The sequence below is a fragment of the Janthinobacterium sp. FT14W genome (assembly GCF_009208755.1).
GTDB classification, from domain to species: Bacteria; Pseudomonadota; Gammaproteobacteria; order Burkholderiales; family Burkholderiaceae_D; genus Janthinobacterium; species Janthinobacterium violaceinigrum.
Genome location: NZ_WFLL01000018.1, coordinates 83,546 through 103,613 on the forward strand (window position 1 = coordinate 83,546; position 20,068 = coordinate 103,613).

The window sequence follows — 20,068 nt, forward strand, 5'->3', positions numbered from 1 at the left end:
GCGGGCAGCAATGCAGGCGCCAGCACATGGCCGGCGCCTGAAGTCCGGCAATTAGAAGTTGCCTTTGAATTGCACCCCGAACTGACGCGGCTCATTGATGAAGCCCGTGCGGTTGTTGAAGTCGATGGCGCCCGTGATGCGCTGGGTGTCGGTGATGTTGCGGCCAAATGCGGCCACTTCATACTTGCCGGCATCCCAGGTGTAGCCCACGCGCAAGCCGCCTTCGACCATCGGCTTGCCGGTGAACTCGGTTGCCTCATACAGGAAGAAGTTGATCTTGCTGCGGTAAGCCCAGTCCGTGAAGACGAAGAATTCGCCGTTTTCCATCGGGATCGAATAGCGGCCCGTGGCGGTGATCGTCCACTTCGGCGCTTGCGGCAATGGATTGCCGTCGATGATGGCGCGGTTGCCAGTGGTGAGCGGATCGGTCACGGTGCAACGCGATTGTGCGCAGGTGGCGATCGACAGGCTCGGGTCCTTGATTTCCGTGAAGTTGTAGCTGCCGCCCAGCGACATCTTCAGGCTAGGCGTGACAAAACCTTCCAGTTCCAGTTCCGCGCCGCGGCCATTCGTCTTGGCAGCATTGATCAGGCGCGTCACGTTCGACGTACCGCCGACCACCGTCAGTTGCTGGTTTTTCACCTGGTAGTCATACACGCTGAACGCTACGCGGGCGCGGCGGTTGAACAGATCGGCCTTGATGCCCGCCTCATACGAGGTGATCGTTTCCGCGTCGGCCACGGTCACTGGCACATCCTTGCTGGCTGGCGCGATACTCGGCGCGCGGAAACCCGTGGCGATACGCGCGTAGAAGTTCACGTCCTTGTTGTACTTGTAGGTACCGCTCAGGTCCCAGTTGACCTTGGCTTTGCTGACATCGGCGCTGGTCGGGTTGACTTGCGCGATGTTGATCGCCTCCACCGTGTTGAAATCCTTCTTGTCCTTGGTGTAGCGCAAGCCGGCGCGCAGCATGAAGTCATCGTTGACGGCGTAGTTGACGGAACCGAACGTTGCCCAGGCCGAGTTCTTCTGGCGGCTGGCCAGGTGCGTGGTCAGCACGTGCGTGTTGGTATCGAAGTTGTCGGTGAAACCGTTGGCATCTTCGTTGAAGTAGTACACGCCTGCCTGCCAGTTGAGCGGACCGGCATTCTTCGATTCGGCGCGGAACTCCTGCGAGTATTGTTTCACGCTGGTGATGCCGCCAGCCGTTTCAACCTGGAAAGGAATGAAGCCGGGGCCCGTCGGCGTGCCGCCGTCGATGTCGCCATGCGACACGTAATTGCCGACCTGTTCAAAGCCGGTGATCGAGTACAGCTTGACGCCGTCCAGGTCCCAGCTCAGGCGGGCGCTGGCGCCGTTGGTGCGCAGGCGCTGGAAGTTCGGCGCGTTCGTGAACGACTTGTTCGGGTCGAAACCGTCGACGATATCGTTCGTGCCCTGCTTGATCATGTTGGCGTAGAAGACGCGCGCGCTGCCCGTCGTATTGCGCTGGTGCACATTGAACAGGGCATTGAACGTGGTGTTCGGTGCGTACAGCAATTGCACGCGTTCCGCGTGTTCGTTGTAGCCGTCCAGCGCGTTTTTCTGGCCCGTAAACGTGTTGTCGACGTAATCGTCGCGGTGCTGGCGCAGGGTCGAGAAGCGCAGGGCCCATTCTTTGCTCAGCGGCACGTTGACGGCGCCATCGAAATTGCTGGTGTTGTGCGTCGCCGTGGAGACGTTGTAATAGCCCTCGACCTTGTCCAGGTTCGGCTTGACGGATTCGAACTTGACCACGCCGGCAGGCGTATTGCGGCCAAACAAGGTACCTTGCGGGCCGCGCAGCACTTCCACGCCAGCCACGTCGAAAATCGGATAGCCCTTGAGGATAGGGTTTTCTTGCACGACATCGTCGTAAATCAGGGAAACAGGTTGCGATGCAAAGATGTTGAAGTCGGTATTGCCATAGCCGCGGATGTAGAAGCGGGGAAAGGTGCGGCCATTCGACGATTCCACGTTCAGGCTCGGCACTTTGCCGGCCAGCACGCGAATGTCTTGCCCGCTGGACACCAGCACATCGAGCTTCTCGTCGCGCAGCAGCGATACGGAGACGGGCACGTCGCGGATATTTTCCTTGCGGCGCTGCGCCGTCACGGTCACGGTTTCCAGCTGGCTGGCGGCAGGGGCCGTATCAGCAGCGACTTCATCAGCGTAAGCCGAGCCGATAGGCAAGGCAGCGGACAGTGCCAGCATAGCAGCGCTTTTGGCGCACAAACGCTTGTGCATCTTGGACATCTTGATCATGTTGTTTCCCAGAAGTTTAAAAAAGAATTGCGAAACCTGTCTCCGGGTTATGTACGGCGCTGGATGATCGTCTGCACCATCTCGGTGCAGCAGCGCGAGCGGATGTTTCTCCGCTCTCGGCGTCACTGGCTCTGCCCTGGCTGTCGTCCAAGCTGACAGCGGTTCTGGCCGCATCTCTGGGATGTCTGATGAACACCAACTTTGAAGTAAGGCGCCAATTTAATTCAAGCGCCTTATGCGCTGCAAGAATATTGTTATGTAAAATATTCATTCATCAACATAAAGGGCTGACTAGTGGTTATTCAGCCACAATGGCGTGCTCGCCTTGCTATTTCTGCCGATGCCATGCCGCGTGACGCAGCTTTTTCGCGTGGCCAGCCGAAAGCGGAATTGCTGACCTGCAAGACAGCCCCGACGGTAAAAATAGTTGTAATATCGCCAGACTTGAGCTGCCATGCCGCCCCATTCCAGTGCGGCGGCGGCCCCCCGCACCATCGCCGATCGCCTCCATGCCAGAACCCAGCCAGCCCAGCCACGCCGTCCCATCCTCCATCGCCGCCGCCCAGGCGGCACATTTGCTGCTGGGCGTCCATTGCGATATCGTCTGGAGCACGAAAACCTTCGGCCAGTTCGATGCGGACCAGCCGTCCTGGCGCGCCTTCACGGGCCAGACCGAAGCCGAACTGCTGGGCCGCGGCTGGATCAACGCCCTGCATCCGGACGACCGCAACTTGCCTTACGTCATGCCGACGCACCTGACAACCGTGTTCGAAACGGAATACCGGCTGCGCCACGTCAGCGGCGCCTACCGCAATGTCATCGTGCGCATGCTGCCCGTGCGCGCGCCGGACGGCAGCGTGCTTGAATGGCTGGGCTCGCATTGCGACGTGACCCAGCAACGGCAGACGGAACAGCGGCTGCGCCTGGCCATGCAAGGGGGCCGCATGGGCACGTGGGAGATCGACCTGGGCAGCGGCAGCATGGCCGGCTCCGATGCCTTCAAGGCCAATCTGGGCCTGCCGCCAGCCAGCCACATCGATTACGCCCAGCTGACGGGCGCCATGCTCGACGGCGACCTGCAGCATTGGCAGACGGTGGTGCATGCGGCCATCGCCAGCGCCGGCGATTTCGAGATCGACCTGCGCGTGCGCTGGCCCGACGGCTCGCTGCACTGGACGCACATGCGCGGCACCTGCGCCAGCGACGGCGCCGGCAACGTGATCGCCCTGTCCGGCATCTCGCTCGACCTGACGGCCAGCAAGCAAAACGAGGAAACCCTGCGCCTGACCCTGGCGGCCGGCGAAGTGGCCACCTGGAACTGGGATATCGTTGCCGACCGGGTCACGGCCGACAGCAATATGGCGCGCTTGTTTCCCGTCAATGCCGACGCGGCCACGGCGGCGCCGCTGGCGCGCTACCTGGAGATCATCCATCCCGATGACCGCGAGCAAGTCAGCGCGCAGATAGCCGAGGCGTTGCACGCGCACACGCCGTTCGAGGCCAGCTACCGCGTCAGTGCCGGCGATGACGATGGCGATGGCGACGGCGAATACCGCTCGGTCATCGCGCGGGGCCGCGCGGAATACGCACCCGATGGCACGCCCCTGCAATTGCCCGGTGTCCTGCTCGATATCACGCGCCAGAAACAGGTGGAAGATGCATTGCGCCGCAGCGAGGAACGCTATCGCACCTTGATCGAACTGATGGACCAGGCCTTTTGCGTCATCGAAATGCTGTACGACGAGCAAGGCCGCCCCATCGATTTCCGCTATCTGGAAGGCAACCCGGCCTTCGTCAAGCAATCGGGGCTGGAGAATGCCATCGGCAAGACCATCCGCAGCTTCGTGCCCGATCACGACCAGCACTGGTTCGACCTGTACGACCAGGTCGTCAAGACTGGCGAACCCGTGCGCTACGAAAACGAAGCCGTGGCCATGGAGCGCTGGTTCGAAGTGTTTGCCGCGCGCCTGGGCGGCCCCGGCAGCCGTTTGCTGACGGTGCTGTTCAGCGACATCAGCGAGCGCAAGCGCTCGGAGCAGCAGCTGCGCCAGCTGGCCGACAACCTGTCCGAGATGGACCGGCGCAAGACGGAGTTCCTGGCCACCCTGGCGCACGAACTGCGCAATCCGCTGGCGCCCATCCGCAACGGCTTGCAGATCATGCGCCTGGCCGCCGACAAGCCCGCCACCGTGGCAAGAGTGCGCGACGTGATGGAGCGGCAAGTCAATCAGATGGTGCATCTGGTCAATGATCTGCTGGACGTGGCCCGCATCACGCGGGGCCAGATCGAACTCAAGCTCGAACGCACGGATCTGAAAACCATCATCGCCAGCGCCGTGGAAACGAGCATGCCGCTGATCGAAGCGGGCCGCCACCAGTTGCAGGTGCAACTGGATGAGCAGGCGCTGCCGCTCGAAGCCGATCCCACGCGGCTGGCGCAAGTGCTGGGCAATTTGCTCAACAATGCTGCCAAGTACACGCCCGCCGGCGGCCACATCGCCTTGCGCGCGGGGCGCGATGGCAACGAGGCATTGATCGAGGTCAAGGACAGTGGGGTCGGCATTCCCGCCGAGTCGATCACCACTGTGTTCGACATGTTTACCCAGGTGGGGCAAAACATGGGCCGCGCACAGGGCGGGCTGGGCATTGGCCTGTCGCTGGTGCGGCGCCTGGCCGAGCTGCATGGCGGCAGCGCCACGGCGGCCAGTCCCGGCGCCGGCCTGGGCAGCACCTTCAGCGTGCGCCTGCCGCTGCTGAAGGAGGCAACGACAGCGGCGACGGCGCCCGCCGCCGCCGTCAACACCGCCAGCGGTTCGCACTTCCGCGTGCTGGTGGTCGACGACAATATCGATGCGGCCGATACCCTGGCCGCCGTGCTCGATATGATGGGCCATGTCACGCAAGTGGCCCACGACGGCGCGCAGGCCCTGGCCGTGACGCCGCAATTCTTGCCAGACGTCATCTTCCTCGACATCGGCCTGCCCGGCATGAACGGCTACGACGTGGCGCGCGCGCTGCGCCAGCTGCCGGCCGGCGCCAAAGTCGTGCTCGTTGCCTTGACGGGCTGGGGTGCCGAAAACGACCGCAGCCAATCGAGCGCGGCCGGTTTCGACCACCATTTGACCAAGCCGGCCAACCTGCTCGCCATCGGCGAGCTGCTGGCCACCCTTTCCACTCCAAAAACACCTACCGACCATGACTGAATCCCCGAACCACGTCCGCCGCCACCTCCTGCTGGCCAGCGGCGCCGCCCTGCTGTGCCCGGCGCCGCTGCTGTTTGCCGCGCCCGCCACCAGCATCGCCACCGCCCAGACGCAGCTGGCCGCGCTGGAACAGGCCGCAGGCGGACGCCTCGGCGTTGCCGCCTGGCGCCACGGCAGCGAGCTGCGCGTGGCCTACCGCGCCGACGAACGCTTTCCCCTGGCCAGCACCTTCAAGGCCATGCTGGCGGCCGCCGTGCTGGCCCGCAGCGTCAGCCAGCCGGGTTTGCTGGACCAGCCCGTGCGCTACGAGAAAAAGGAACTGGTCACCTATTCGCCCATCACGGAAAAGCATCTGGCCGACGGCATGACCGTGGCCGAGCTGTGCGCCGCCACCTTGCAGTACAGCGACAATAGCGCGGCCAATTTCTTGATGAAAATATTAGGCGGACCGCAAGCGGTGACGGCGTATGCGCGCAGCATCGGCAATACGCTGTTCCAGCTGGAGCGCTGGGAAACGGAACTCAATAGCGCCATCCCCGGCGAAGTGCGCGACACGGCCAGCCCCACATCGATGGCGCACAGCCTGCAGCAACTGTTATTGGGAAATAGCTTGCCTGCGCCGCAGCGCCAGCAGCTCGACGCCTGGATGCGCGGCAACACGACGGGCGACAAGCGCATCCGCGCCGGCGTGCCGGCCGGCTGGCAGGTGGCGGATAAAACGGGCTCGGGCGCGTATGGCAGCGTCAACGATATCGGCGTGGCCTACCCGGCCAGCGGCGCGCCGCTGGTGATCGCCGTGTATTACACGCGCGAACAGAAAAAAGCGGACACGAATCAGGACATCATCACGGCGGCCACGCGCATCGTGGCCGCCGCATTGGCGTAATTACTTCGGTAACGCAGCCATGAAGCCTGCATACGTGGACCAGGCGGGATCGGCTGCGCTGCGGATTTCAATCGGGAACTTTGGACGCGGCGCCAGCGCCGTGTTCAGGCGGTTGAAAAACTCTTCGCCCGACTGCGTGTAATAAATCCACTCGCGCAGATTCTCGCCCGTCGACACCAGCGCCAGCGTGGCAAAGCCTTCCTCTTCCACCACGGACGCCAGCGCCGCTTCCAGCTCTTCCATGTGCTCGCGCTCGTTCGGCGCGGGCATGCCCGTTTCGTCCTCATAACGCCAGGCAATGATGATGCGGTCCGGCTGCGACGACAGGTCCCAGTCGTCATGGAAGGCGTCGACATAGCGGTAGATGATGGCCATCTCGTCGCTGTGCGTGACGATGGTGCCCCAGCTGCGGGCGGAAGTGGAATTCTGGTTCATGGTTGCAACAGTCAAAAAAATAAATCGAGGGGGCGCAGCTTACAGTACCGGCGGGCAAGTCACATTCCACGCGTCATACTGGGCGCCGCTCTTGCGCAGCCAGACGCGGGCATAGCTGTCGCGGTCGCTCTTGAACACGAGCGCATAGCGCTCTTCGGCGCGCGGTGCTGCGGCGCCCACGTCGACGGCGGCCAGCGCAAACTTCAGCGCGCGCAATGGCGCACATGCCGTATTGCCTGCCATCAATAATCGCGCCCGCTCCAGCAGCGGCTTCTGGTACAGCAGCACGCCTTCCAGTTCCGCATCGGGGACGCGCTGCAGCATGCGCACGGGTTCGGCCACCGCGCGGCAGGTGCCACGGTCGAGCCAGGCGTAATACTCCATGCCCGCCTCCTGCCAGCGCGCCTGCTTGCCCTCACCGTGCAGCACGAACTTGGTGCGCTGCGTACGGCACAAGGCGCCATGCCCGCGGTACGGCGCCGTTTCCACGCTGCCCACCACTTCGCTGCCGCGGCTGCCCACCACGGGCACGCTCTCGAACACGGTGCGCGCTGCCGGCTCGCCCGGATATTGCTGCGCATAAAATTCCAGCAAGGACGCGCGCTGCTGCGCATCCACCGCCACCGCCTCGGCGGCACTGGCAGAGAGGCACACGGCCGACACTACACACAGCGCCAAGGGGCGCACGAAATATCTTGGCATGGCATTCCTTCAATCGACGTTCAAGGGCGGGTATCGCCCAAGCGCAGATTATATAGTTACCAGGAAATACCAGGAGCATGCGGGATCAGGACGTGCGGAAGCTGGCGCCGCCGGCGAGCAAGCTGGCGCCGCAGGTGGTGGTATCGCCTTCGAAGGCGATAGCCATGCCGTTGATGCTGTGCCGGGATGAGCCGCTGGCAATCTTGCAACCCTGATGTCCCTTGATGGGGCAACTGCACAAGTCCCCGACGCAGGCGACAGCAATGCCATTGACCGTAAAATGCGTGGCGGCACAACTGAGCACCTTGCCGCCGTGCGAAGTGACGTCGCCCAGACGGATGACTTTACGCATGCTGCCTCCCGAATTATTGGCCCGCCTGGCTTTCCAGGATGGCTTCCACCGATGGCGCCGCGTAGTTGGCCGGATCGACGGCCGGGGTGATTCGGCTACGGAAAATGTCGCCATTGGCATTTTGCTGCCGGCGTTTGGCGTCCGATGGCGGCGTGATGAAGATGATGCTGGCCTCATTACTGTCGCGTAAATTGATCGCCGCACTGGCGCCGCCATCGCGATAGCTGCCCATCACGCCGATGGCCATCTGCATGAACCACGTTGCCGCGCCCGTGTTGCCCAGGCGATGATCGGTATTGATGAGCTGCGTACTCTTGCTGCTGTCGATTTCCGGTCCGCCCTGCGCCGCGTAATCGTGCAGCATGCTTTCCAACATCAGCAGCTGCTCCGGCTGCTTGCCCGTGCCCGCCACGATGCGCGCCGGCCCCTTGCCACGCTCCGCTTCAGGCAAGGTCTGCAGCGCCTGCTGCCAGCCTGCATTGAACATCCTCTGCCGCGCGTCGCGCCGCGTGAGGGGCTTGCCCTCCTCATCCGTAAATTTGACGAACACGGGCCGGTGCACGAAACCGAACGAAGGCAGGCGGTCGAAGGTTTCCATCTGTTCCCGGTTCCACGGAATGGGAAACCACGGCGTCGGTTTCCAGTCACGCGGAGGGCGATTTTCCCAGGGATTGAGTGTATCAACGGTATGCAAGCCGACGCCGCGGCTATCGGGCCGCTGGGCGAAAGCGGCGGCGGCGGCGAGCCATTCGGCGACGGTGGGTTGACGAGGTATGGAAGGAAAGTCCGTCCCTAATTCCTTATCTGACTTCGCCAGAGACTGCATTAACTGATAATACATCGCTCTGAATTGCTCTTGTACGAACTTGTTCTGCGGGTCGTCCCATATTGCGGGCCGCAAAAAATCAACACGCTCGCGCCGTGCCAGCACAAATGCCACGGTAGTATCTGGCATATCGGGTATGTAATGTCCGTCCTTCAACATCTTTACTTCCCCTTTCGCACGAATACCATCCCTCGTGCCCGCACTGTCATCAGCCATCACAACCACATACGGCACGTCAGGATGCTTGTCAAAAAACTCAAAGATATCGATCAGCAATCTATCTGGACGTTCAGCCAGACGCCACGGAGCTATCGAAAACAAGTGCCATGCCATTCCAGAAGTCCCAGCACCGGCAACCAATCCTGCCATCGGCACTCCAACTTCAAGCTGTTGCTTAGAGTCACGAATTGGTGGGCCAGCATAAAATGATGGCACTCCCCAGTACAGCGGTGTAAGCTTGATTCCGTTTTCCATCGCATCGTATGCGCGCCCACCACTGACACCATTTTTGTCCAGGGCACTCCACGCATATTTACTCTTATCTTGTTCGCGGATAGAAGTGAAAGCACTTCCTTTTTGTAAGGCTTCCCATAGCTTGGATTGCCGATACTTCTCAAAAGTCACACCAATGCCTATCACTTCCAAGACATATTCATCCCGTGCTGTCGTGCCATCCACACCCTCTTTCTGAACCTGCTCAGATCTTTTCTTCAGTGCCGATTCGCGTTCATTTGCTTGTGCCGACACACTGATCCACCTAGCAAGTAGGACAAGAAACAGTACTAGCAATGGAATACCAACCCAACGAACGACGGTCATGATGGCCTCCTGTTTTAACTATTGAAAAGTGTCACTCCTCAATGAATCGCAGAGCGAGCAGCAAACTGTAGAAGTCCAACGTCATTCAGGTTTTCGACGTCTTGACGTCAGAAGCCTTCTTTCCGCTTTTGGTCTCTGATATGACGATTTTCCATAAAGGCCCTGTCAGCAAAGGCAGGTCGGCGGGCAAAACACCTGAGTTGTAATAAGACACATTCCCCTTGATTACATTTTTTCTCCAACTATTCTCCGCATCAAAATACACACGAAAAGTCTCAAGAAATTCCGACCATAAAAGAATTCCTGGCCGCCGTTTTCCGCTTTCGTACGATATCTTCACCCGCCAATCCGCCACCGCACATAAATACGCATAGAACTGCGGATCAGAACTGGCCTTGCCACTGCCAATCGCCACGTCATACGCAGTTACCTGGCTGTGGTTCCTGGCGCTTCCAATAATCGAACTGTGAAAGGATTTGGCACTGACTTCGCGTTGCCAGCGCAGGCGTGCCTCATTCGGGCTTTCCTGAATGGTTGCCAAGACATTTCCTTCCGTGTAACGGGTAGCGGCAATGACCTTACGTTGATCGAGCGGCCCTTTGCCATCGAGTTTCTTTTCCTTGTTATAGGCAGCCGTCATCGAGGCCAGCTCGGCCCCGCGTATGGCTTCATCGCGTTCAGGAAAGCGGCGATAGCCGGCCGGATCCGGACGATCCTCGGCAGTTGTGTGCAAGCCGCTTCCGCTAGTGAGCGCGACAGCAGCATCGCAGGGGTCGACTATTTCAGTCGGCCCTTGCTCCGCCGGCTTACGATTCTTCATCATGGAGGTAGCGGGAATATTCGCCGGATCGATTTGCGAGCTACCGCGCAAATCGGCTGGTACTGGCTGTTTCAATGCTTCGCCAGTAATGGTGCGTATGCCATTACGCTGCTCCGTCTTGCTCAATCTGGTATCGATAGGCCAAACCACCGCTTTATGTTGCGCACGGTACTTCCGCAATGAAACGTCGACGTGTGCCTGTTCGCTTTCTGTCGTAAGACGCAGTGGAAAATCAACAGGCGGCGGCTTGCCTACCAATGACACCGTGGCCTTTCCTGTGGCCGGGTCCAGCCTGGCCTTGCCGCTGAATACACGCTGATAAAATCTGCCGCCCAGTTCCGCCAGCGCGCCGCGTACCTGCGAGCGCTCCACCATCTTGGTATGGCCGGAGGAAACGCTGTACCCATCGAGACTGAGAGTCTCTTCCTCTTCCACCAATTCGCTCCCCAATGCATAATCGGGCACGCCATCCCATCCTATGCCCTGGATGTTATCGAGGGCCACGGTCATATCTTCGGGACAGAAATACAGATAGACCTTGCGGCGGTTGTCGCGGTCGTCGGCACTCTGCCAGCGGCTGCCGACCATGCCACGCTGTTGGTCCTTTTTCAGGTCGGCAAACGGCGGCTTGCAAGCCTGGCCGTTGCCCTTCGCCACGCCGGCAACTATATTCACCAAGGTCTTCAGGCGCGCGCCCAAGGTCTGCGCACCACCGAGCAAACGGTAATAGGGCTTCATTGCCGCATCTTCGCCGCCATCGAACCAGGCGGCACCTCGCATCAACAGAGGCAGGCTGTCCACCAGGCTGTACGGCGGATGCGTAAGGATCAGGTTATCGGCCGGTGCCAGCCCCTTTTCCATCAGCATGGCTTGCGCCAGCAGCGACAGCAGACAACCCTGGCTGTGCGCGACGATGCTGACGGTATCATCCGCATCGTAATCGCGGATCATGGAAATGAGTGCGGCCAGGCGCCGGGCCGCCAGCACCATGTACATGCGCCCGGGCGCCGTCCTCAGCGGGCGCAAGGCGTCGCCCATGGGATCTGCAGGTGCATACATGCCCGGACGCCACATGTCGGGCAAGCTGCTGGTGGCGTTGCCGAACGGGCCACCTTCCTTCGACAGGTCCTTGTCCAGGCGGTTACCGTAACGGTCGACGAACTGGCCGTTGACGGTTCTGCATTTCTCTCCCACTTCACGGTAGCCCCAGTAAAATGGAATCACGGGACTGTTGGTATTCTTGTCGACGGTACGCTTGAAGAAGACGGCATCGGGATCCTCTTCCAGCTTGTCCTTGTCCGCCGCCACGGGCATGCGGTAAGACGCAGGCGTAAAACCGCGGCCCAGCCTTTGCGTCAGGCCTTCGCACAAGCCGTGCTCCACCGCCTTGTAGCTGACGCCCACGTCGTTGACGCCATGAATGACGATAATATTTCCCGGCAAGTTGCGGCGTATTTTCACCTTCTTGCACACGCTGCGTTCGCAATGCAGGATCGCCACATCCTCGCCCACCACGTACGGCACTTTCGGATAGCTGCCCATCGCACTCTCCTGGCGTCATCAATCCTTGTTGTTGAACACTTCGATGGCGGCCAGGTGCATCGCCGCGCGTTCCAGCATCTCCGTCTTGCCGCCGCCATCGCTGCGGCCATCCGCCGACGAGCCATCACCGAGTTTCACGGCAAAGTGCGCCTGCGGCGCCAGCTGCGGTTCTTGGGGCACGCCATCGACAGAATGGTCGTCGCCTTCATACTGAAAGATGAATTGCTGGTCGGCCTTGCCCTCGGCAAAGCTTGGCAATTGCACTGCCATGCTTTGCGGATCATTGAAGACAAAGTTGGGCGCATTGAAGTTCAGCGGCGACTTGCTGCCGAAGGTGATGCCGTCGGCAATGCGGATAAAAGCCCCGTGCTTGGAAATCAACACGATTTCATCGGCCATGCCCGTCAGCTTGCCGTCGCTGGCCGTCAGCTTCAGGTTTTTTGCCGCATTCAGGTCCATGTCGTCATGCTGGCTTTGCAGCAAGAACTTGCCATGGTGGGCAATGGCGCGGATGCCGTCCGCATGGGAAAACAATGAGATGCCCTTGCCCGCGTTCACGCTGTAGCGCTGGCCCGCCACCGCTTGCAGGTGCTGCTGCGCCACCGTATCGATATTGCCGGCGGCATAGCTGACGATGGCTTTCGAACTGGCAAAGCTGATGCCGGCCGGCGCCGTGACGGCAATCGCCGCCGCACCGCCCAGTTCGGCACGGGGCTGCGTATTGCTGCCGCCTTCCCAACTTTTCAAGCTGTGCTGCAGCTCCTGCTGCGCCCGGTCCTCCTGCTCCAGTGCCTGATGCGTGGCCGCATAGCCGCCCAGCGAACGGAACAGTTCCAAGCAGTTTTCCATCAAGCCCAGATATTCGCTACGGGCCATGTGGCCGCCATCACCATTCAAACGCTTCCAGGCCGAGATCAGCATGCCCTTGCCCGCCCGCATGGCCAGCTGCTCGTCGGTGCGCAATTCGGCGCCCTCGCCACGCGCCGTCCCCTGTCCGCTGCGCCGGTCCTGCGTCAGCCAGCCCAGGTTGAGCTGGCTGGAGCCATGGTCGCTGGCAAGCTGGGCATTGATTTGCCCATGCACGTCGTCAAAGCGCAGCTGGTTTCCTCGCGCGCCCTTGATCTCGCGGCTCTTGATACCGGACAAATAACGGTTGCCCGGCAAGTCGCCCGCCTTGCTCAAGGCGATCGGCAACGCACTGTGGTTGTACAGCTGGCCAACGATGATGGGCCGGTCCGGATCGCCACCAAGAAAGGCCAGCAGGACTTCGCTGCCCACGCGGGGCAAGCCCAGGTAGCCGCATTGCTGCATGCTGCCAGGTCCGTTTCCCGCCCAGCTCGATGCGACGCGTACCCAGGCCGAATCGGCATCCGTGTCGGAGGCGCCCGTGCCGCCCGCGTGTTCGTGGTCCGGCGTGCGCGTGGCGGGAAAGCGGACCTTGACCCTGCCCATCGCGTCGCAATGGACTTCTTCATTCGCAGGCCCCACCACCACGGCGCTTTGCATGGCGACGGGCGGCAAGTCGATGCGCGTGTCGTATGCTGGAACGATGGCCACGCCGCGCCGCACGGCAGTCAGTTCGATACGCATACGCAAGGCGCCATCGTCCACCGCAGCCGCCAGCTCGCGCTGCGACAACGCTGCCTCATCGGCCAGCCAGCGGTTGCGCGCAAACAGGCGTGCCACCCTGGTGGCCAGTTCCCTGGGCAGATTACTTTGCGCCGCTACCTGCAGCGATGTAACGACGAAATCTCGCTCGGCCGCTGGCAAGGCGTCGACGTCGGGGTGTTCGGCCAGGCTGAAGTATTCACCGGGACACAGGTCGCGCACGCTGCCTTCGGCATGAAAGCAATGGCTCGCGTAATCATGCTGCTGCATGGCCAGCATGCCCAGCTGGCACAACGCATCATGATCCGTGCCCGCGCGCGGCGGCAGGATGCGGTAGTCATCAAGGGTGGCTGCAACGGCGTTGCCATGCATGCCTTGCTGCCCCTGCCCCAAGGCGCCGGCCGTCATGAACGGCCGCGCACGCGGGTGTTCCTCATTCCAGCTATGACGCGTTACCTTGCCCGCCTGCAGCTTGCGCGCTTCGCTCCACGAGGTCAGGGTGTCGCGCTCTTCCGTTGCCCGGTCGGCGTGGTAGCGCACGGTGTCCGCCATATTCTTCCGCAAGCCATCGGCATGGTTGAACATCACCAGGGTATGCGCCGGTTCGGCATGGGCATCCGTGCTATCTGCCGCACGGAAAAACCAGGCGACGCCGCTACGCTTGAGCAGGCGCCGCACGAAGGCCGCATCGGATTCATTGTGTTGCATGACAAATTCACGCTGCGGATACGCGTGCGCCTCGAAGAAATCGGCAAACGCATACTGGAAGGCATGCGCCAGCACCGTATTGCTGCGTATCCATTCGTCGAGCAGGGTCTTGACGATCTCGATATCCGTCAGGCGCCGGAAGACACGCGTATTGCAGCGTTTTTCCATGATGGCGAAGGCATCCGTCAGCACCAGCTGGTAGCTGGCCAGCGCACCGTCGCAGTCGCCGGCACTGGCTTGCGTGACGAGGCCGCAGATACTGCGCAGCCGGCCCTGGTCCGTCACGATATCGAGCGCGGCGGGCAAGGCAATCAAGCTGCTCAATGGCAAGTCGGCATGCGTCGAGACGCATAGCACACGGTATTCGATGCCGCCGCAAACGGCCTCGCTGCCGGCGATGCGCTGCGGTATCAGTACACCGGCGGGCACCTTGGGCGAGACACCCAAGCGCAGCCGCAAGGGACGCTGGGCACCCGATATCGACTCATCACCGTCCATGGCGTTCTCCTCCTTCGTGCTTGCATCCGGTCAAGCTGGAGAACCGACAATGCCATGGGATGGCTGTGAAATACTTGATATTTAGTAAGAACCCGCCAAGGTGTCCAATACTTCCATCAACTTTTGCCGCTTGGCCAGCAAGGCGGGATCAAACGCCGTCCATCGCTGCAGGCGCACGGTGTAGGCCGGCGTCATCATCCAGCCAAACACTTCCGCCTTGTCTTCCTCGGGGCCGTAGGCCGCGTAGAGGCTGACGAGGCCCGGCTGCGGGTGGCCCAGGTTCTGGAAGCCCTTGCCATAGGCCGTGGCGCCGCCCTGGCCGTAGGCCGTGCCAGGCGGGTTCAGGGCCAGCCAGGCGGGGTCGCGGTAATAGAAATCGTTGAACAGCCGGTATTCGATGAAGTGGTAGTACTCGTGGTGCACGCGCAGCTCCATGCCGGATGGACACATCGCGGCCAGCAGGTTGTCGGCATAGACGACGCTGTCGATTTCCGGCGCCGGCATGGCCAGGCGGCGCTGGCCGTCCACGCTCAAGTCCTTCACCAGCACGACGTGGCGCAAGCCCGTTTGCGTGAAGACGCGGGCCGGATAGCGTTCCATGGCCGGCAAGACTATGCTGAGCAGCAATTGCAACCCGGCGCGGTCCTGCTCCGACTCGGTAAAGGCGTGCGCCTCGCTGCCGGGCATGGACAAGGTCCAGGCCGGCACCAGCTGCAAGGCCGCCAGGCGCGCCGTGGCAATCGCCTGCAACTGCGCCACGCTGGCGTCCTTTGCTGCGACGGGCGCATAGCGCACGTTCCAGTCGCACTCGCTGCGCATGCTGTCTTGCTGGGCGGCGCGCTCGAACGCCAGTGCGTAGGCCGCCGATGGGGCGGGCGGCCCGCCACTGGCGCAAGCGGACAGCAATGCAAGGGCTATACAGGACAGCAGGCGGCAAGCAGGCATGGAATCTTTCACAGGCATAAAAATGGGGCGCAATCGCTGCGCCCCATCATACAAGCTGCTAGTTCCCTACGCCATCAGCGCTGGTAATTCTTGAAGAAATTCCAGCTGATCACGGTGGCGTCCGGGCCCAGTTCGTCGCTGAACGGCCAGCCGGGAGGACCGCCGCTCCACGCGTGGTTCATGCCCTCGACCGTGTACTTTTGCGCGATGACGGCGCCGTTGTGCAGATACGTGTCGATGGAATAGCTGCGGCCATACGGCACCGTCTGGCGCACGATGCTGTCGGCGCGGTAGCGCACGCTGTCATTGTCCAGGCCATCGTCGCCGTAATCGCTGGTCTGCAGGAATTGCTCGATGGTTTGCTCGCCGTTGACGGGGTTGACGACGATGTCGGACGTGCCGTGGAACACCATCGTCGGCATCAGCCGGCGCGGCGAGCCCGAGCAGCGCCACGCATCCTTGCCCCGCACTTTCGGGTCGAAGGAGCTGCCGTTGAACAGGGAATCGGCAGCCGTGATCATGCCCGTGGCGCCCTTGTACATGCCGCCCGAATGCACCATCACGGCGGCGAACACGTCCGAATAGCAGGCGGCCATGATGGAGGCCATGGCGCCGCCGGCCGAGATGCCCGTCACATACACGCGGCTGTCCTGCACCGCATATTTATTCTTGACCTTGTTCAGGATGCCCATCAGCACGGCCGGCTCGCCCGTGCCCCGCTCCTGGTTCAGCGGCAACATGAAATTCCAGCAGCGCATGGGATTGGCCGTGACGTTCTGGCGCGGATAGACGACGATGAAGTTCTCGCTGTCGGCCAGTTCGTTATAGCGGCTGACGGCGGCCATGCTGTTCGGCTCGGAACCGCAGCCGTGCAGCATCAGCACGACGGGCAGCGGCGTGTTCGGATTATAGTTGCTCGGCAGCCAGACCTGGTATTCGCGCGAACCCCACAGGCTCGCGTAGAGGCCGAAGTCCCACTGCCCGGCAGCGGCCGGCAGCGCGGCCAGCAAGCCGCAGGCGGCGATGATTGCAGATAATAAGTGACGCAGTTGCTGATGCAGATTTGCCATGCCAGTCTCCCATGATTGTTATTGACGACGAGAACAGTGACAACAAACCGGCTTGATGCATATCAAGCCGGCACTTCCGACCAGCGAGGCCGGGCCCGGCGGGTCCAGCCCCGCTAGTTGAGAACCTTAGAACTTGTAGCCGGCCTTGGCGATGATCTGGCGCGGCGGGCCATAGAAGCCGTCGAGGATGAACAGCGCAGGAATGTTGTAGCCATCCGTGCGGTAGCGTTTATTGCCCAGGTTGCTGCCATGCAGGCTGAAGGTCCAGTTCTTCGGCGCTTCCCAGACGACGCCGGCCGTCCACATGCTGTAGCCGCCCTGCGCCAGCACTTCGCTCAAGTCCGTGGTCGGGTACACCTTGCTGCGGTAGCCGTAGCCGACCATGCTGCGCAGGGCGCCGCCAAACACGTCGCGGTCCGTGCGCGTCAGGTTCAAGCCCACCTGGCGCCGCGGCGTATTGCTGAACTTTTGCGTATCCGCAATGTTCTTGCCACCGCTCATGAACTCGTCATAGCTGGCGTTCAGCAAGGCGAGGAAGCCGTTGACTTCCCACTGGCGGTTCGGCCGCCACGAAAATTCGAACTCCGCGCCCTTGACTGTCGCCTTGCCCGCATTCGTGAAGTCGCCATAGAAGCCGGGCAAGCCGCCCGGCTGCACATAGCTGGTGAAGACGGACAACTGGATATCCTTGTAGCGGTTGTAGAACAGGGCCACGTTGGCATCGAAGGTATCGTCCGGCGCCGCGTACTTCATGCCCACTTCCAGCGCGTCGAGTTTCTCATCCTTGTACGGACGCGCGGAATCGGGTACCACCAGGTTGTTGGCCCGCACGTTGTAGCCGCCCGACTTGAAACCGCGCGACAGGTTGCTGTAGAAATTCGTCGTCTTCGACGCTTCGTAGCGCACGGACAGTTTCGGCGAGGTATTGCTGACGGACAAGGACTTGTCGAAATCGGCCGCCGTCTGGATAGGACGCGTAAAGCCCGCGTCGGCAAACGCGCGGTTGAGCACGATCGCGCGCTTTTCCTCGCGCGTGTGGCGCAAGCCCGCATTGATGCTCCACGCCTTGCCCACGGGCCAGGTCCAGTCCGTGTACAGCGCCGTGCTGTCCGTCTCCACCGTGCTGACGGCGGCCTGGAACTGGCGTCCCAGGAAGTTGTTGTAGATGCCGCCGCCGGCCGTGCCTTCGAAGCGGTACAAACCGATTACGCCGGCGCCATAGTCGCCGCTGTAGGACGCCTGCAATTCCAGGCTTTTCTGCTCGTCGCGCGAATCGCCAAACACGTCGGCGATGGGCTGCGGCAAGCCGTCGAAGTCGATGGTTTGCTCGGACGTGCTGCGCCGCTTGGCGCCGATCACTTTCACGGACCAGTCGTTCGAGAGGGTGTAGTTGGCCACCAGCGAGCCGCCCCGGTTGTGCGTGAAGTTGTTGCCCGGCATGCCGCTCTGGATATCGTAGGCGCTGGTGCTCGGTGGCCGCTTGAGCGGATCGAAGGCGCTCACGCCCATGCGCTGGAAGCCCCGCACGCCCGATTTGTCGTCGGTGGCGTCCAGGCTCAGCACGACGGTGAGCGGTATGTCTTGCGGAAAGTAGCCGACGGACAGGCGCGCGGCCGTGCTGTCCTGGTCGCTGACCTGCTCGCCGTTAAACGTGTTGCGGCCGAAACCGTCGCGGTCCAGCTTGGCGGCCGCCAGGCGCGCGCGCCAGGTGCCGTTTTCATTGGCCACATTGAAGGCGGCCTTGAAGTTGCGCTGGTTGTAATTGCCGATGCCCACTTCCGCCGAAGCGCCGTTTTCCTTCGCCAACGGGCGCGAAATGTACTTGATGGCGCCGCCGATGGTGTTCTTGCCGTACAAGGTGCCTTGCGGGCCGCGCAGCACTTCGATGCGCTGCACGTCGAACACATCGAGCAGCGCGCCTTGCGGACGGGCCATGTAGACGTCGTCGAAATAAATGCCCACGCCCGGGTCCACGCCCCAGACGGGGTCGGCCTGGCCCACGCCGCGGATGAAGGCCGTCAGGGTGGTATTCGTGCCGCGCGAGGCGTACACGGTCAGGTTCGGCACGCGCTCCTGCAAGTCGGCCAGGTTCTGGATATTCGCCCGTTCCAGGGCCTTGGCGGAAAACGCCGTGACGGCCAGCGGCACGTCCTGCAGGCGCTCTTCGCGGCGGCGGGCGGAAACGGTGACGGTTTCCATGCGCTCCTTTGCATCGCGGGCCTCGCTGGCCTCGCTGGCCTCGCTGGCGCTCTGGACGCTGGCGGCAGACGCGGCGGCCTCCTGCGCCAGGGCCTGGGTGGAAAAGCTGAAGGCGCCGGCAACGGCGAGGGCGGCGGGCATCAATTTCAAAGCAAGTTTCATAGCGTCTCCAATGTCAGGCTTGCTTACCACCAGGGAAGACTGCCGGATTCCAGGATCGCAAGACGTAACGGTACCCGCGCGCATAAAGCGAGCACCTGCCCTGCGATGACTGTTTCCCGGCCCCCTGCCCGTGCGGCGAGTGGCCTGTTTATTTTGAATGTGTGGCGAGAAAGGACTGCAACAAGGTATTCACACGCTGCGCCTGGTCCAGGGGCGTGGCGTGGTGCGAGTTCGCGATGATTTCGATCTCGCACTGCTGAAACTGTGCGGCAAAGGCCCGCTTGCTGGCGACGGGCGTGTAATCCTGGTCGGCCGCCATGATGAAGACGGGCATGGCCAGGGCCTGGAAATGAATGTCGATGTCCCAGTGGAAAATGGCGTCCAGCGCGGCCAGGTAGGCGCGCTTGTCCATGCCCGCCATTTGCGTGGCGAAGCGCTCGACCAGGGCCTGCTGGGCCGGATCGGGAAACAGTTTCTTGCCGATGATCTTGCCCATGGGTTTCAAGCCCAGGGTGGCGATCACGGTGCGGCGCAGCCAGTAGGCAAACAGCAGTGCAGCGGGCTTGCTGCCCTGGAACGGCTGTGAATTGATCAGGCACAGACTGGCCACCCTGCCGGGCGCCCGGTTGGCCATTTCCAGGCCCACCATGCCGCCCAGGGAAAAGCCGACGATGTGCGCACGCGGCACGTCGAGCTGGTCCATCAGATTGAAGAGGTCGTTGGCGAAATCGCCGATCTGCCAGTCGCCGTTTGGCGCGGGACTGGCGCCATGGCCGCGCATGTCGGGCACGATCAGGCGATAGTGATTGCCGAGGGCGTCGATTTGCGGGCGCCAGTCTTCGGCGCAGGAACCGAGGCCATGCAGCAAAAACACGGGATCGCCCTGTCCCGTCTCTGTGCCAGGACCCAGGTCGAGGTAATGCAATGGAACATCGGATGTCGTGTGACGCCGCATTCTGTCTCCTTGCTGTTGAACATGCTTTGTGTTCAGGTGCAGGAATATGTTTTCC

The 20,068-nt window shown here is 61.9% G+C and carries 13 protein-coding genes; 2 read left to right on the plus strand and 11 right to left on the minus strand.

Going from position 1 to position 20,068, the window contains the following annotated elements:
• Positions 1 to 51: 51 nt before the first annotated feature.
• Positions 52 to 2,283: a TonB-dependent receptor gene (locus GCN74_RS14230; protein WP_152257277.1), complete on the minus strand. Its 2,232-nt coding sequence runs from the start codon at positions 2,281 to 2,283 to the stop codon at positions 52 to 54.
• Positions 2,284 to 2,792: 509 nt separating this feature from the next.
• Here GCN74_RS14230 and GCN74_RS14235 point away from each other — a divergent pair.
• Together GCN74_RS14235 and bla are read left to right on the plus strand one after the other, a co-directional pair.
• Positions 2,793 to 5,486, plus strand: coding sequence for a PAS domain-containing protein (locus GCN74_RS14235; protein ID WP_152257278.1), 2,694 nt, complete (start codon positions 2,793 to 2,795; stop codon positions 5,484 to 5,486).
• On the plus strand, positions 5,479 to 6,372 hold the full coding sequence (gene bla / locus GCN74_RS14240) for a class A beta-lactamase (RefSeq protein WP_152257279.1): 894 nt from the start codon (positions 5,479 to 5,481) through the stop codon (positions 6,370 to 6,372). Before GCN74_RS14235 ends, bla begins: the two co-directional genes overlap by 8 nt.
• Here bla and GCN74_RS14245 read toward each other — a convergent pair whose 3' ends face one another.
• The 10 genes from GCN74_RS14245 to GCN74_RS14290 all read right to left on the minus strand — a co-directional run bounded on the left by GCN74_RS14245 (position 6,373) and on the right by GCN74_RS14290 (position 20,013).
• Positions 6,373 to 6,807 (minus strand): DUF695 domain-containing protein, encoded by a 435-nt coding sequence (locus tag GCN74_RS14245; protein ID WP_152257280.1) that lies wholly within the window; start codon positions 6,805 to 6,807, stop codon positions 6,373 to 6,375.
• Positions 6,808 to 6,846: 39 nt separating this feature from the next.
• Positions 6,847 to 7,509 (minus strand): hypothetical protein, encoded by a 663-nt coding sequence (locus GCN74_RS14250; protein WP_152257281.1) that lies wholly within the window; start codon positions 7,507 to 7,509, stop codon positions 6,847 to 6,849.
• A gap of 85 nt (positions 7,510 to 7,594) precedes the next feature.
• Positions 7,595 to 7,861, minus strand: coding sequence for a PAAR domain-containing protein (locus tag GCN74_RS14255; RefSeq protein WP_152257282.1), 267 nt, complete (start codon positions 7,859 to 7,861; stop codon positions 7,595 to 7,597).
• Between the two features lie 13 nt (positions 7,862 to 7,874).
• Positions 7,875 to 9,506: a DUF2875 family protein gene (locus GCN74_RS14260; protein WP_152257283.1), complete on the minus strand. Its 1,632-nt coding sequence runs from the start codon at positions 9,504 to 9,506 to the stop codon at positions 7,875 to 7,877.
• An 85-nt stretch (positions 9,507 to 9,591) separates the two neighbouring features.
• Positions 9,592 to 11,868, minus strand: coding sequence for a DUF3274 domain-containing protein (locus GCN74_RS14265; RefSeq protein WP_152257284.1), 2,277 nt, complete (start codon positions 11,866 to 11,868; stop codon positions 9,592 to 9,594).
• Positions 11,869 to 11,886: 18 nt separating this feature from the next.
• Positions 11,887 to 14,682, minus strand: a complete 2,796-nt coding sequence (locus GCN74_RS14270; protein ID WP_152257285.1) for a type VI secretion system Vgr family protein — start codon at positions 14,680 to 14,682, stop codon at positions 11,887 to 11,889.
• 81 nt (positions 14,683 to 14,763) lie between these two features.
• On the minus strand, positions 14,764 to 15,627 hold the full coding sequence (locus GCN74_RS14275) for a hypothetical protein (protein ID WP_152257286.1): 864 nt from the start codon (positions 15,625 to 15,627) through the stop codon (positions 14,764 to 14,766).
• A gap of 74 nt (positions 15,628 to 15,701) precedes the next feature.
• Positions 15,702 to 16,697, minus strand: coding sequence for an alpha/beta hydrolase family esterase (locus tag GCN74_RS14280; RefSeq protein ID WP_152257287.1), 996 nt, complete (start codon positions 16,695 to 16,697; stop codon positions 15,702 to 15,704).
• Positions 16,698 to 16,823: 126 nt separating this feature from the next.
• Complete coding sequence (locus GCN74_RS14285) at positions 16,824 to 19,058, minus strand: TonB-dependent receptor (protein ID WP_226939039.1); 2,235 nt, start codon at positions 19,056 to 19,058, stop codon at positions 16,824 to 16,826.
• A gap of 148 nt (positions 19,059 to 19,206) precedes the next feature.
• Positions 19,207 to 20,013, minus strand: a complete 807-nt coding sequence (locus GCN74_RS14290; protein ID WP_152257288.1) for an alpha/beta fold hydrolase — start codon at positions 20,011 to 20,013, stop codon at positions 19,207 to 19,209.
• Positions 20,014 to 20,068: the final 55 nt, after the last annotated feature.